Here is a 14,032-nt window from a genome sequence, read left to right as displayed (position 1 = left end):
CCAGCAGGTCCCGATGGATTTTCACCACAATCTTCTTGTTCACACGGCTCTCCGTGACCATACAGTTCGGACGGTGAATGTCCGACGGGAAGCACACCGCGAACATGCCTGGCCCCAGATAGATGTCCGTCTCCGGCATCCCTTCATTTTCATAAAATGCGACATCATGCGTCTCGAACTTATCATCGATCACTTTGGCGCCTTCGTGCAGCTTGTAGAAGCACAGTCGCTCCTCACCGCTCACGAGGAACTGGATGTCCGTGTACACTTGATGCGATTCCGGCAGCTGCTCCGCTTTCGGACGCGTTTGCGCTTCCTGCACATTGGCGTACATGAGATGGCCGTTGTCGCCCTCCAGATCGTAGCGCCCCGGCTCACATTCGCCAAGACGGCGCTCCAGGATATACTCGATCCCTCGTACGACGGCAGCCGGCCACAGAACCCGCTCCCGCTCAAAATGAGTTAAATCGCTAATAATCATCGCCTAGCAGCTCCTTTTTGCAAAAAGACCCGCCACGAGAGCGAGTCTTTTCAAACTATCATTAGAATGATTTCTGATTAGCGCCTTCCCAGTCTGCGAGGAATTTTTCAATTCCGGCATCTGTCAGAGGATGCTTACTCATCGATTCTATCACTTTATATGGAACTGTCGCAATATGGGAACCGGCCAGTGCCGCTTCGATGACGTGTGCGGAATGGCGCACGCTCGCTGCGATGATTTCAGATTTAATACCGTGCACTTGGAACATTTGGGAGATTTCTTTAATCAAATTCATCCCGATTTGGTTGATGTCATCCAAACGACCGATGAACGGGGATACGAACGTTGCACCCGCACGAGCCGCCAACAACGCTTGCGTCGAGGAGAAAATCAGCGTCACGTTCGTCGGAATACCGAGCGCTCTGAACTGGCTGGTTGCTTGCAAGCCATCGAGCGTCATAGGCAGCTTGATCACGATGTTCGGGCTGAGCGCTGCAAGCTTTTTGCCTTGCTCGACCATTTCGTCCGCTTTCAAGGAAACGACTTCCGCAGAGATCGGCACGTCGCCGACGATGGAGATGATTTCCTTAATCGTTTCAAAAAAGTCTCTGCCTTCTTTGGCAATCAAGGAAGGGTTTGTCGTCACACCTGCGACCACCCCTAGTGCGTGAGCTTTGCGAATTTCTTCTACATTGGCTGTGTCGATAAACAATTTCATGAACGTATCCCTGCCTTTTCTCCCTATTGGGGTATTATTGGAAATACTTCGTCTTGATTTGTCCTACGATTGCTTCTGCGCTGAAACCATACTCACGGATCACGCGGTCCGCCTTGGCCGACGCCCCGAACTTGCGGATGCCGACGACAAAGCCTTCGCCGCCTGTAATGTCTTCCCAACCTGCCGGGTAAGCCATCTCGATGACGACGTTGCGACGTACGTCCGGCGATACGATACTGTTCCGCACCGCTTCCGGCTGTGCCTCGAACAGTTCACGGCTCGGCATGGAAATGACGCGCGCCTTAATTCCATCTTGCAGGAGCTGCTTCTTCACGTCAAGGGCCAAGCTCACTTCGGAGCCGGTTGCGATCAACTGCACGTCTGCCGCTGCCCCGCCTTCCACATCCGATAGCACGTAAGCCCCTTGATGGATATGATCAAAAGCGAGCGTATCCGTCCCCGGCAGCACCGGCAAGTTCTGACGGGAGAGGGCGAAGACGAATGGGCCTTCTTTCGCCTGCACCGCATACGACCAAGCTGCGATCGTTTCGTTCGCGTCCGCCGGACGGAACAACGTCAAATCCGGAATCATCCGCAGGGATGGGATTTGCTCAATCGGTTGATGCGTCGGGCCGTCTTCGCCGACCGCGATGCTGTCATGCGTGAAGACATACGCCACCGGCTGCTTCATCAGCGCCGACAGACGAATCGCGCCGCGCAGATAGTCGCTGAACACGAGGAACGTGCCGCCGAACGCGCGCACGCCGCCGTGGAGCAGCATGCCGTTCAGCGCTGCGCCCATGGCAAATTCCCGCACGCCGAACCAGAAGTTGCGGCCGCTGTAATCCGATGCGCTGAATGCGCCCGCATCGCTAATCATCGTCATGTTCGAGCTGGCTAGGTCCGCCGAACCGCCGACAAAATGCGGCACGCGCTTCGCCAGGCCGTTAATCGCTTTGCCGGACGCGGTGCGCGTCGAGATGGCGCCGCTTTCCGGGGTGTAGCGAGGCAGGTCGGCATTCCAGTCCGCCGGCAGCTCGCCGCGGCTGGCGATCTCGAACTGCTTCGCCAGCTCCGGATAAGCCGCCTGGTAGCCTTGCCACAGCTGCTCCCAGCTCGCTTGCTTCTGCGCGCCAGCCGCTTTGTGCTGCGCGAAGTGCTCGTACACCTCAGCCGGCACGTAGAAGTCCGGCTCCAATGGCCAGCCAAGCGCTTCCTTCGTCAGGCGCAGCTCGTCTTTGCCCAGCGGCGAACCGTGCGTGCCGCCGTGGCCGCCTTTGCCGGCTTTGTTCGGGGAGCCGTAGCCGATCGTCGTTTTCACTTCGATCAGCGTCGGACGCTTCCCGTCCGCTTTCGCCGCTGTAATCGCATCAGCAACCGCGTTCACGTCATGCTGATCATCCACGCGCAGGTACTGCCAGCCGTACGATTCGATGCGTTGCTTGACGCTCTCCGAGAACGACATGTTCAATTCGCCATCGAGGGAAATGTCGTTGGAATCGTATAGCACGATCAACTTGCCGAGCTGCAGGTGGCCAGCGAGCGATGCCGCTTCCGCGGATACGCCTTCCATCAGATCGCCGTCGCCGCAAATTGCGTATGTGTAGTGATCCACAACATCAAAGCCCGGCTTGTTATACACCGACGCCTGATGCGCTTCCGCCATCGCCATGCCGACCGCCATTGCAAAGCCTTGCCCAAGAGGGCCTGTCGTCGCTTCGACGCCGACTGTGTGGCCATACTCCGGATGGCCTGGCGTCAAGCTGCCCCATTGACGAAACTCTTTGATATCGTCAAGTGTCAGTCCGTAGCCGCTCAGGTGCAGCAAGCTGTACAGCAGCATCGAACCGTGCCCTGCCGACAACACGAAGCGGTCGCGATCCACCCACTGGGCATCCGCCGGATTGTGCTTCAAATGACGCGTCCACAGCGCATACGCCATCGGCGCCGCCCCCATCGGCATCCCCGGGTGCCCCATTTGCGCTTTTTCAACCGCATCGATTGTAAGCGTTCTAATCGCATTGATGCTTAATTGTTCAATTCCTACCGTCGTACCGTTCACGTGAAGAACCTCCATCCATTATGGTTGTTATTTCTGTCTATACTCCTTATTATATAAGGGGATAGAGCATTGAAATAATTGATAGTTTCAATACATGGTATAGAGGGTGTCTATATGGTCAATTTTGAATTGTATAAAGTTTTTTATCTGACCGCCAAATCCGGCAGTATTTCGAAAGCAGCAAAAGAGCTGTATCTTACACAGCCCAGCGTCTCGCATTCGATAAAAATACTGGAAGAGCAGCTCGGCATGATCCTCTTCAGCCGCACGTCCAAGGGCGTTGAGCTGACGAAGGAAGGCAGCGTCCTCTACTCTTATATCGAACAGGCCTACAACTTCATTTCCATGGCGGAAGAAAAGCTCCAGGAGCTGCGCACGCTGTCCAGCGGCGAAATCAAAATCGGCGGCAGCGACTCGCTGTGCAAGCATTATTTGCTGCCTTTTCTTGAAACGTTTCATGTCCAGCATCCGCACGTCCAAATTCATCTCGTGCACGGCACAACCCCGGAAATCGTGAAGCAGTTAAAAGAGGGAAAAATCGACATTGGCATCGTCCGGCTGCCTATTGAAGACGAACAGCTCCAAGTGCGGGAAGGCATTACGATTCAGGACATCTTTGTCACCGGCCCGAAATACCGTGAGCTGTCGATGAACAAAGTCACGCTCGCGAAGTTGAAGACGTATCCCATCATCCTGTTCTCACGCAACAGCTTTTCCCATAATTTCATCACGCGCTTGTTCCACGACAACGACCTCTTGCTGGAGCCGGAAATCGAGCTAGGCAGCGTAGATTTGCTCATTGAATTTGCCAAAATCGGCTTTGGCGTTTCGTTTGTCACAAGAGAATTCGTCGCCAAAGAATTGGCCGAAGGCAGCCTGTACGAAGTCAATCTCGACGCGCATATTCCCCCAACCAAGATCGGCATTATCACGCTCAAAAATATGCCGCTATCGATGGCCGCAAGCGCATTCGTTGACGAGCTTGAACGGAATCGCTGAATGCGTCCGACCTGATTCCCTGACCCCGATCATCTTAATACCCGCTGCTCCCGTTGAGCGCGATAGTATGCGATCGTCGCTTCAAGCCCGCTATGGAGCGAATAGGCCGGCTGCCAATTCAGCTCGTTCATCGCTGCGGCATTGCTCAATCGGCTGTGCAGTACATCACCCTCCCGAGCCGGTCCATAGCGCGGATCAAACGGCTCGCCGCTGATCGCGCACATCTCCATCAGCAGCTCGTTCACGCTAGTCTGCCGATTCGTGCCGATGTTGTACACGCCTCTGCTTCCCCTTGTCATCGCGGCCAGATTGGCGCCTACAATATCTTTGACATAAATAAAATCACGCGTCTGCTCCCCGTCGCCGTAAATCACGGGGCGCTCTCCGAGAAGCAGCTTGCCGACAAACTGGGAAACGACCCCACCTTCTCCCTGTGAGCTTTGGCGGTCTCCATACACATTGGCATAGCGGAGGATTGTAAAATCCAGACCATATAGAGCGGCGTAGCTCGCCAGATACAGTTCCGGCGTATATTTCGAAATACCATAAAACGACAACGGGCGAATCGCATGCCCCTCGTCCACAGGTAAATAAAGCGGCGAACCGTAGACAGCCGCAGAAGATGCGTAAATGATTTTCCGAACGCCGAACAGTCGGCATGCCTCCAGCACAGCAAGCGTCCCGGCAATGTTCGTCTGCGCATCCTGCTGCGGAGCTGCGAGGGAAGCTTGCACATCGACCTGGGCCGCATGATGATAAACAAATTCCGGCTTCGCTTCAGCAAATACTTGGTGCAAACCGCCGTCAAGCAAATCTCCATGATGGAATATGGCTCCCGGATTCACATTGCGAAGGTGACCCGTCGACAGATTGTCCAAGATATGCACCTGACGGCCTTGCGAAACCAGCGCATCCACAAGGTGCGAGCCGATGAACCCGGCCCCTCCTGTCACGATTACAGACAATTCTACCCCTCCTTTGACTCTTCCTGTTCCAAGCCTCATTACGCATCTTCCAACGGCTTGCGGAAATGGCGCGGCGAACGGCCGAATTTGGCTTTGAACGCTCGTTCAAAATGTGTCAGTGTGTTAAACCCCGACGCATAGCAAATGTCCGTTACCGGAAAATCGGCCGCCGCCAGCAGCGATTTGGCAAAGGTGAGCCGCAAATGCTGCAGGTACGTCTGAAACGGCGTTCCCGTCAACGCTCTGAACGATTGGCTGAAGTAATTCGGCGACAAGCCTGCCTCACGGGCCGCATCTTCCAAACGAAGCGCTTCGCGAAAATGATGATGAATATACACTAGCGACCGCTGAATGGCTTCATGGAGAGGCCCCGCTTCTTTGGAAGCATCCCCTGTTTGATGCTGCTTTCTATACGCCCGGTGCAAGTACATCAGAATACGCTCCAACGCACCTTGGATCATGCTGCGATACCCTGGCTCCGCGTGTTTCTCCTCTTGTGCCATGAACTTGAACTCGGCTTCAATTTCCGCAAATTTCTCCTTCATGTCAGCCATATAGAGCGCCATTTGCCGAAACATCAAGCTGCGTAGATCTTCCTTCAAAAGTTCGGTTGAAAACACAAAATTGTACAAATCCATCGGCTCGCCCGGCAAAGAAAAAATCTCATGAAAATCAGCCGGCGTCAGCAAGAACATGCTTCCCTGCTCCAGCGTATACTCGGTTCCATTGACAATATTGCGGCCTCTGCCTCGAAGAACGAAACAAAGCTCGTAAAATTCATGCCAATGCAGGCTGTAATGCGCATCAATATGCTGAAGATATAACCCGTAGGAGGCGGCAGGCGCGATGAACTGGGCGTTGGTAAGCCTTACCGGCTGTCGTTTCATCGGGCGCGCCTCCTCTCACTCTATATAAATTCCATTATACCACATGACGCCGGCCAGGCATTCATTCCCCTATTGATTCGCGTAGCTGTTGCCCGCCAAGTCCTTGCCCCGCGCAAGCCATACTTTGAAGTTCTGATTTTTCTCCGGGTACACCTTCGTATCTGTAGAGAAATAACGCATCGTATAGCCGCAGCGGCGGTAAGGGCTGGTGTTTGGCTCCGCGCCGTGAATGATTCGCGAGTCGTGCAAAGAGCATGTGCCGCGTCTCAACTCAAAAGGAACAGCCTTGGACGTATCCATATTTTTAATTTGTGTGGCAAACAGATTTTTGGAACCGTCTACACGTTCATATTCCGAGAATCCGTTGCGATGCGTCCCTGGAATCACTTGCATACAGCCGTTTTCCCGGGTGCTGTCGTCGATCGCAAGCCAGACCGTCACGATATGATCGAAAGAGCTGACGCGCCCTTTCCAATAGGCCGAATCTTCATGCCAAGGCGTTCGTCTGCCCACATAGGGATCCTTGCAAATAAAATGACTGGACCATAGGCCGATATTTGGCCCGATCAGCGGCTCCACGATATCCAATACCTCGTCCGCCAGCAAAAAGGAGAGCAGCCGCTCTTCACGAAAATGCGGCGTGTCCAGTTCGTCCGACAGCTTGCTCCCCTTTTGCTCCAGTTGCTCCTCGAAAATCGACGTCAATTCCGCCAACTTCTCCGGCGCAAACAGCTGCCGATCGTACAGTAAATACCCGTTCTCCTTATAATGCGCAACTTCCTCTAGTGTCAACTTGCTCATAGATTAGCCCTCCCAAGTGCGTGTTAACAGCTTGATTTCACTATATAACACACGGGCTGCGGCAGCTTCTCTTATGCTCAGAGAAAGTTAGCGTATTTTCAGATCGTGGAGCGACCGCGCCTTCGTCTTAGATTTCCGGGTCCCAATCCTCCGTAAACAACGTCGCACAAAACTGGCTCAAGCTCGTGCCGGTCTTCTTCTTGAACATTTTGCCGAACGTATGAATGTCCCGATACCCGACGCGCTGCGCAACCTCGCTCGGCGTCAGCCCTTCGTGCACCGCCAGCTCCTTCGCTTTCTCCACGCGGAGATGAATTTGATATTGGATCGGCGTCATGCCGAACGTTTTCTTGAACTGCACAATGAGATAATCGCCGCTGAATCCAGTGATCGCCTCCAGATCCTTGATCATCATTTCCTTGGCGAAATGCTCGATGATATGATTCTTCGCCAGCACCAGTCGGGTAAAATTGTTCCGCTGCGCCGCCGAAGCCTCCTGCACGCTGCGCTCGCCCGCCAACCGGTTGAACATCAGCAGCAGCTCCATCAGCAAGGTCTGCGCCTGCAGTTGATGCACGAGCCCTGGCTGCCGGTAGTGAATGACCAACGAGGTCAGCTTACGTTCGACTTCATGGCAGGCAAAGTTGCCTAAATCGTTCGCCCCAGGCAGCAGCTCATCCATCGGAAACGCGCTTTGGCCGAAATGGAAAACGAGAGACAAGCAGACGTAAGGCTCCCCAGGAATGGTCGACACACTGTGACGTTCGCCCGGTCGATGAAAAAGCAGATCCCCTTTTTGCGTTAAAAAAGACTTCCCTTCAATTGTGTACTGCGCGCAGCCGCTCAGCACGTATTGCAGTTGAAACTGCTTGAGCACGCGATGGCTGATCCCCCATCCTGCCGGGGCATTAAAGGTATGCGCCAATGTAATATAAGGCGGAAAATACGTATCGCGCAGCTCGCTGAGCGTATCGCCGGGACTTAACGAGAAGAGCGGTTTCTGCGTCATCGAACATCAGCTCCTTTCCACCATTGTACAGCAGCCCGTTTTAAATGAACACGATTTTGGCAACTACATTACGGATTTGGTCTAAATACAGGGTGTGACGATGCTCCTATAATGAGGATATAACAACTTATTGGAAACGTTGTCAAGTCAAAGGAGAGATGTGCATGAGCGGCGCTGCAGCACGCCAGAACAGAGATTATTCGCTAGTCGGCTCGGAACGGGAACGGGCGATGGAACGAGGGCTTGCCTCTGCGGAATGGTATACCAGCCCGATTCCCAGAAAACGGCTAAAGGAGCTGATGCAGCGGCGCAACGGCCCCGCGATCCGCGATACGATCCTATGGCTGTTCCTGTTGGTTGGAACCGGCATTCTCGCTTACTTCTCCTGGGGGACATGGTGGGCGCTGCCTGCGTTTTTCGTCTACGGCGTCCTCTACGTCTCCCCCGGCGATTCACGTTGGCATGAGTGCGGGCATGGCACGGCTTTCAAGACCCCCTGGATGAACGAAGTCATCTACCAGTTCGCTTCCTTCCTGGTGCTCCGGCCCGCCACGCCTTGGCGCTGGAGCCATACCCGCCATCACACAGACACGTACATCGTCGGCCTAGACCCTGAAATTGCCCAACCGCGCCCGCCCGTGTGGCGCATTATCCTGATGGAGTTCTTCCATCTGTACGGCGGCCCGAAAGATATGAAGCGCATGTTCTTCCACTGCTTCGGTGTTGTCGATGCCGAGCAGCGGACTTACTTGCCGGAATCGGAGTTTCGCAAAACGTTTTGGGAATCGCGGGTGTATCTGCTTATTTTCCTGACTGTAATCGGGCTCTGCGTGTATTCCGGCAGCATTTTGCCGGCGATGTTCGTCGTGCTTCCATCCTTCTATGGCTCGCCGCTGATGCTGACGTTCGGTTTACTGCAGCACCTTGGTCTGCATGAGGATGTGCTGGACCATCGGCTCAATTCACGTACCATTTATATGAACCCTGTTCTCCGATTCCTCTACTGGAATATGAACTACCATATTGAGCATCACATGTTTCCGATGGTGCCGTTCCATGCGCTGCCTAAGCTCCACGAGGAGCTGAAGCCGGACTTTCCGCCGGCCAATCGCAGTGTCTGGGAGGCGGTCAAAGAAACGACGCATGCGCTGCTGCGCCAAAAAACAGATCCGAGCTACACCATTGAACGGCAGCTTCCGGCTACCGCAGGGCCGTACAAATACAAACCGACACCGCCTGCGCCGACACAAGATGCAGGGCCAATAGGGAGGGCACAGTGATGCAAACGCAAGAATGGATTGAAGCTTGTGAAACGGAGGATATTGAGGCGGAGGATGTGATCCGCTTCGATTTTGGCAACCGGACCTTTGCGATTTATCGTTCTGCGAAGGGAGAGTTTTTTGCGACGGACGGGTTCTGCACCCACGAGAACATTCATCTGTCCGACGGTCTCGTCATGGGTGAAATCATTGAATGCCCGAAGCATAACGGACGTTTCAACTATATGACAGGGGAACCGAAGAAAAGGCCCGCTTGCAAGCATTTGATGACGTACCCTGTTAAGGTTGACGACGGCAAAGTATGGATCAAGCTGGAGGTGTGACAGCGATGCAATGGCGGGAATCGATATACCGTGGCGTCCCGAGCGTCGTGGGAGAGTCTGCCGGGCTTCGCGTCGAGCTCGTTCCCGGCAGGGGCGGCAAAGTGGTTTCTTTTAGCAGCCGTGTTACGGGCAAAGAATGGGTGTTTCAGACGGATGTTCCCCTTGAACCGCTCCGCTATGGTATGAACTGGGATGACGGCGACCGAGGAGGCTGGGACGAAATGTTCCCGACGATTCTGGCCTGTCCCTGCCCGGATGAACCGTGGCGAGGCAACGAATTTCCGGATCACGGCGAAGTGTGGTCGCTCCCTTGGTCGTATGCGATAGAGGGCGAACAGCTGCGCATGTGGGTGCATGGGGTGAAAGTTCCTTATGTGCTGAGCAAAACCTACACCTTGCAGCCGGGTCGGCTTTGTACGCGATATGAGGTGCGGAATCCGACGCCTTTTGCTTTTTCTTACCTCTGGTGTGCGCATAATTTGTTGGCGATTGAGCCCGGGATGAAGGTTCTCGTTCCGCATGGTTTAGATACGGTGCAATATCAGTATTCGCATCGGGATCGGTTGACGGATGACGCCTACGGGCGTTCCGTTTATCCGATTGTGCAACGAGGATCTGCAGCGGTAGATTTATCTGTCATGGAAGAAGCCGCCTGCGGGCATGCCGAGAAGTATTGGTTCGAAAGGGCGCTCACCGAAGGAAAGGCGGGCGTCGTTGACCCGGTGACTGGTGAAGCGTTGTGGTACACGTTTGATTCGAATGCGGTGCCTTATTTGGCTGTGTGGGCGAATTACGGCGCTTTTAACGGGGACTACACCTTCGCGCTCGAGCCTGCCACCGGCTATCTGGACGATGTGTATATGGCCAAGGTGATGAACAAAGCTGCAAGTGTTGCCCCCTATAGCCGCAATGAGTGGTTTTTCGATATTTCCATACAAAGGAGAACTGAGGATGCAGTATAATGCGTTTCGATCCGAAATGGATCAAGTATCCCGACTCGGCTTCGGGGCCATGGGGCTTGGCGGCTCCTTCGGCACCCACGATGAAAAGGAGCTCATTCACAGCGTGCTGAACTGCCTGGAGCAGGGCGTGAATTTTATTGACACCGCCAGAGCTTATGGCGACTCCGAGCGAATTCTGGGCAAGGCGCTGAAGGAATGGACGGGTGAAAAGCCATTTATTGCCTCCAAGGTGCAGTCGCTAGGCCCCGGTTCCATCGGGTGGGGAACGCACATTCCCGTTGAATCCGCCTACCCTGCCGGCTGGCTGCGTCAGTGCACAGAGCTGTCTTTGGAAACGCTGGGCGTCGACGTCATCGATCTGATGCAACTCCATCAATACTGGCCTCAGTGGGACCAGAAGGATTACTGGATGGAAGAGCTGCTGCGTTTAAAAGAGGAAGGCAAGATTCGCTACATCGGCATCTCGATTCCCGACCAGCGCCATGACATCGCGCTCTCAATCGTACAAAGCGGCAAAATCGATGCCGTGCAGACCGTATTTAACATTTTCGACCCGCTGCCGCTCGACTGCCTGATTCCGTTCTGCGAAGAGCATAACGTCGCGTTTCTGGCGCGCTGTGTGATGGATGAAGGCGGACTGGCCGGCTTTCTGACTGAGCATACGCAGTTCGCCGACAGCGATTACCGCAAAACCTATTTCGACTACGTCCCCCGCCGCATGTATATCGAACGCGTGGAACGACTGCTGAAGTTCATTCCTGCCTACGCTGACAATCTGGCTGAGCTCGCGCTCAAGTTCGTCCTTCACCACCCGGCCGTTACTACGGCGCTTGTCTCGATGCACGTACCCGCCTACGCCAATCAGAACATCGCCGCTTTGGATAAAGCGCCGCTGCCGGATGAGATTTTCGATGAGCTTCGCAAATATCACAGATGGGTGCGTAATTTCTATGATACCAAATTCTGGATATAACGAATCCGTCCTGTGGATGGAGCTGTTTCCTGCGGAGTTTAAAAGAAGGCTGGCCGACTGCCCGATCGTCTATCTGCCTCTCGGCCTCTGCGAGCCGCACGGCCAGTTCAGTGCCTTCGGGCTGGATACGATCAAAGCCGAGTGGCTGTGCCTGGAGGCCGCTCGTACAGTCGGCGGGATCGTCGCACCTTCGCTCGGCTATCACATCCACGAAACCGGCTACCATGCCCCGTGGCTGGAGGAGGTCGTCGGCGAAGAGAACCCGCACATGACGAGCATGCCGCCGCATGTGGTGCTGCCGTTCTTTCTGTATCAACTGCGGGCATTCGTGAACGCAGGCTTCAAGGCGATTGTCGTCGTCACCGGTCATGGCGGCGGCAATCAGGAAGATCTGCGAAAAGCGGCTGCGCTTTTCATGCAGATCACATCGGCTCGGGTATGGGTCGTGTGCGATCCCGAGCTGGTTGAGGGCCAATTTACCGGGGATCATGCCGGTCAATATGAAATTTCCCAGCTCCTGTACCTCCGGCCGGAGCTGGTGGACTTGTCCCGGCGCGCGTTGGAAGCAGCGCCGGGCTCGGGCGGCCGGCTCGCCGCCGGGGCGGATGCCGAGGCGGCGTCGCCGGAGCTTGGCGAGCGGATCATGCTCGCCTGCCTGGCCGCGCTGCAGCGCGAAGCTGCTGCGCTGCGGGCTTGGGCGGCGGGGCTAGCGGAGCCGCCGCCGGTGTCGCTGGCGCAAGCGGATGCCGTCTGGCAGCGCTTGCTCGGGGTACGCGAGAGCTGGACGACGGTCCAGCTCCGGCCGGGACAGCGAGCCGCGCGTGCGGGCTCGCGGTGGGCGGAGATATAGCAACGTTAGCATGTAACAAAAAAGTGGTCGAACAGAGAAAATTCTCTGTTCGACCACTTTGTGTTTGTGATACCGGCGAGAGGACTCGAACCTCCACGGTTTCCCACTCGATTTTGAGTCGAGCGCGTCTGCCATTCCGCCACGCCGGCTTGTTTTAGCGACAAGTGATAATATATCAGGTTTTTTCGCCAATTGCAAACTTTTTTTCTGGGCCGGATTGCAAGTACCTTCAAGGCCCCAGTACAGGCAGAAAGTGTCCTCTACGCATACTGTGGCGGTTGGCTCGATTTCGGTGTACTGCTCGTACTCGTTCTTGCCGGCCACATCGACGATAATGAGATCCGGCAACATCGATACTGCCTTTTCAAGCGATACCTGGCATTCTACGCCAATGTTCTCAATACCCGACACGCGCATGACCGAATTGACATTTCTAGCTAAGTGAGTGTTTCGGTTCGATCCACTGTCTGCTCCATCCCTTTAACGGTGGGCACACAGTTTGAGCCGGGTACGTGCACAAAGTTGCAGCGTGTATGGAAGGGCTTCATATTGGGGTAAAGTTGTATTTTGTACATCAAATTTAGGAAAATAGCCGGATCTCGTGAAGAATACTGTATTTCATACAGGTCATTCACCGATTGTTCCCCGATTTCCAAGGAAAAAGCGCTTGATGGCGCAATTTTGCTGTAGGTTTTACATGATTTTAAAGATTTTAGTCCTTTTTTGGGAAATTACCTGTACATTTTGCAGGTAAGTTGGGAACCTGAGCTTCCGAGGAACGAATGTGCCGAAAAAATATAAAAAAACTCTTTAGAATGTCTAAAGAGTTTTTTTGCTTATGATGCGCGTAGAGGGACTTGAACCCCCACGGTCGCCCGCTAGATCCTAAGTCTAGTGCGTCTGCCAATTCCGCCATACGCGCGCATTGTTCAGTTGTAAAGAGGGCGACCGATGGGACTTGAACCCACGAATGCCGGATCCACAAACCGGTGCGTTAACCCCTTCGCCACGATCGCCATGTAACTATGATTGTTAGGCCCCGAAAAAGTAATCGGTGTTGCTACAAAGCATATCTTCACTTTTTTGGGTGTAATACTGGTGCCGTCGAGAGGACTTGAACCCCCAACCTACTGATTACAAGTCAGTTGCTCTACCAGTTGAGCTACAACGGCACATCCAGTTTTGAAAAATGGTGGCTTTGGACGGAATCGAACCGCCGACACGAGGATTTTCAGTCCTCTGCTCTACCGACTGAGCTACAAAGCCATATTATTAGTCGCTGCCCTGTCCATGGGTTCCCGAAAAGTAATCGGAGTTCACTACAAGGCTTAGCTTCACTTTTTGAAGCGAAATGGCGGAGCCGACGGGATTCGAACCCGCGGTCTCCTGCGTGACAGGCAGGCATGTTAGGCCTCTACACCACGGCTCCACACATAAAATGAACGATGACGGGATCGAACCGCCGACCCCTACCCTGTCAAGGTAGTGCTCTCCCAGCTGAGCTAATCGTTCATGATAAAATATTCTGTTGGGGTCCACGCAAAGTAATCGGAATATGCTTCGATAGCAATACTTCACTTTGTGGGGAAAGGTAGTGACCCGTAGGGGACTCGAACCCCTGTTACCTCCGTGAAAGGGAGGTGTCTTAACCACTTGACCAACGGGCCTTAAAAGCAGAGAGACCTTTGACTTTCATCAAAAGTTCCCTATATATGCTTGGCA

General features: G+C 54.2%; 13 protein-coding genes and 8 tRNA genes. 6 read left to right on the top strand and 15 right to left on the bottom strand.

The features are described 5' to 3' along the window. From EJQ19_RS30135 to tkt, 3 genes are all read right to left on the bottom strand, one after another. Positions 1-481: NanQ anomerase/TabA/YiaL family protein (locus EJQ19_RS30135; RefSeq protein ID WP_164716832.1), on the bottom strand; the 481-nt coding region annotated here is incomplete at its 3' end. Between the two features lie 61 nt (positions 482-542). Next, entirely contained in the window at positions 543-1,199 is a 657-nt protein-coding gene (gene fsa, locus EJQ19_RS30130) for a fructose-6-phosphate aldolase (protein WP_126144912.1), read from the bottom strand. Between the two features lie 34 nt (positions 1,200-1,233). Continuing rightward, a complete protein-coding gene (tkt, locus tag EJQ19_RS30125; RefSeq protein ID WP_241243152.1) occupies positions 1,234-3,261 on the bottom strand; it encodes a transketolase in 2,028 nt (675 codons plus the stop codon). Positions 3,262-3,375: 114 nt separating this feature from the next. Between tkt and EJQ19_RS30120 the strand changes: the two genes are divergently transcribed. Then, the gene (locus tag EJQ19_RS30120) at positions 3,376-4,260 is read left to right on the top strand and encodes a LysR family transcriptional regulator (protein ID WP_126144910.1); all 885 of its coding nucleotides are present in this window, start codon (positions 3,376-3,378) and stop codon (positions 4,258-4,260) included. A gap of 29 nt (positions 4,261-4,289) precedes the next feature. On the opposite strand, the gene EJQ19_RS30115 is transcribed toward EJQ19_RS30120, so the two are convergent. From EJQ19_RS30115 to EJQ19_RS30100, 4 genes are all read right to left on the bottom strand, one after another. After that, entirely contained in the window at positions 4,290-5,225 is a 936-nt protein-coding gene (locus EJQ19_RS30115) for an NAD-dependent epimerase/dehydratase family protein (RefSeq protein WP_126144909.1), read from the bottom strand. Between the two features lie 38 nt (positions 5,226-5,263). Further along, positions 5,264-6,112 carry a helix-turn-helix domain-containing protein gene (locus tag EJQ19_RS30110; RefSeq protein WP_126144908.1) on the bottom strand — a complete coding sequence of 283 codons (849 nt, stop codon included), beginning with the start codon at positions 6,110-6,112 and terminating at the stop codon, positions 5,264-5,266. Between the two features lie 69 nt (positions 6,113-6,181). Beyond that, on the bottom strand, positions 6,182-6,913 hold the full coding sequence (locus tag EJQ19_RS30105; protein ID WP_126144907.1) for a phytanoyl-CoA dioxygenase family protein: 732 nt from the start codon (positions 6,911-6,913) through the stop codon (positions 6,182-6,184). Between the two features lie 127 nt (positions 6,914-7,040). Continuing rightward, on the bottom strand, positions 7,041-7,922 hold the full coding sequence (locus EJQ19_RS30100) for an AraC family transcriptional regulator (protein WP_126144906.1): 882 nt from the start codon (positions 7,920-7,922) through the stop codon (positions 7,041-7,043). Positions 7,923-8,086: 164 nt separating this feature from the next. Between EJQ19_RS30100 and EJQ19_RS30095 the strand changes: the two genes are divergently transcribed. Genes EJQ19_RS30095 through EJQ19_RS30075 form a run of 5 tightly spaced genes read left to right on the top strand, consistent with a single transcriptional unit; the run spans position 8,087 to position 12,310 of the window. After that, positions 8,087-9,202 (top strand): fatty acid desaturase family protein, encoded by a 1,116-nt coding sequence (locus EJQ19_RS30095; RefSeq protein WP_126144905.1) that lies wholly within the window; start codon positions 8,087-8,089, stop codon positions 9,200-9,202. Further along, a complete protein-coding gene (locus EJQ19_RS30090) occupies positions 9,202-9,525 on the top strand; it encodes a MocE family 2Fe-2S type ferredoxin (RefSeq protein WP_126144904.1) in 324 nt (107 codons plus the stop codon). Before EJQ19_RS30095 ends, EJQ19_RS30090 begins: the two co-directional genes overlap by 1 nt. Before the next feature lie 5 nt (positions 9,526-9,530). Further along, positions 9,531-10,487 carry an aldose epimerase family protein gene (locus EJQ19_RS30085; protein WP_126144903.1) on the top strand — a complete coding sequence of 319 codons (957 nt, stop codon included), beginning with the start codon at positions 9,531-9,533 and terminating at the stop codon, positions 10,485-10,487. After that, the gene (locus EJQ19_RS30080; protein ID WP_126144902.1) at positions 10,477-11,460 is read left to right on the top strand and encodes an aldo/keto reductase; all 984 of its coding nucleotides are present in this window, start codon (positions 10,477-10,479) and stop codon (positions 11,458-11,460) included. The genes EJQ19_RS30085 and EJQ19_RS30080 overlap by 11 nt, the downstream gene beginning before the upstream one ends. Further along, the gene (locus EJQ19_RS30075; protein ID WP_126144901.1) at positions 11,438-12,310 is read left to right on the top strand and encodes a creatininase family protein; all 873 of its coding nucleotides are present in this window, start codon (positions 11,438-11,440) and stop codon (positions 12,308-12,310) included. Before EJQ19_RS30080 ends, EJQ19_RS30075 begins: the two co-directional genes overlap by 23 nt. Before the next feature lie 70 nt (positions 12,311-12,380). Here EJQ19_RS30075 and EJQ19_RS30070 read toward each other — a convergent pair. The 8 genes from EJQ19_RS30070 to EJQ19_RS30035 form a co-directional block, all read right to left on the bottom strand. After that, a tRNA-Leu gene (locus EJQ19_RS30070) sits at positions 12,381-12,459 on the bottom strand. A gap of 693 nt (positions 12,460-13,152) precedes the next feature. Continuing rightward, positions 13,153-13,232, bottom strand: a tRNA-Leu gene (locus tag EJQ19_RS30065). A gap of 21 nt (positions 13,233-13,253) precedes the next feature. Continuing rightward, positions 13,254-13,326, bottom strand: a tRNA-His gene (locus tag EJQ19_RS30060). A gap of 80 nt (positions 13,327-13,406) precedes the next feature. Then, a tRNA-Thr gene (locus EJQ19_RS30055) sits at positions 13,407-13,482 on the bottom strand. An 18-nt stretch (positions 13,483-13,500) separates the two neighbouring features. Next, positions 13,501-13,576: transfer RNA gene (locus EJQ19_RS30050), tRNA-Phe, on the bottom strand. Between the two features lie 86 nt (positions 13,577-13,662). After that, a tRNA-Asp gene (locus tag EJQ19_RS30045) sits at positions 13,663-13,739 on the bottom strand. 10 nt (positions 13,740-13,749) lie between these two features. Next, positions 13,750-13,822, bottom strand: a tRNA-Val gene (locus EJQ19_RS30040). An 83-nt stretch (positions 13,823-13,905) separates the two neighbouring features. Then, positions 13,906-13,977, bottom strand: a tRNA-Glu gene (locus EJQ19_RS30035). Positions 13,978-14,032 lie beyond the last annotated feature (55 nt).

The sequence above is a fragment of the Paenibacillus whitsoniae genome (genome assembly GCF_003955665.1).
GTDB classification, from domain to species: Bacteria; Bacillota; Bacilli; order Paenibacillales; family NBRC-103111; genus Paenibacillus_E; species Paenibacillus_E whitsoniae.
This window is presented reverse-complemented; position numbering and strand designations above follow the sequence as displayed.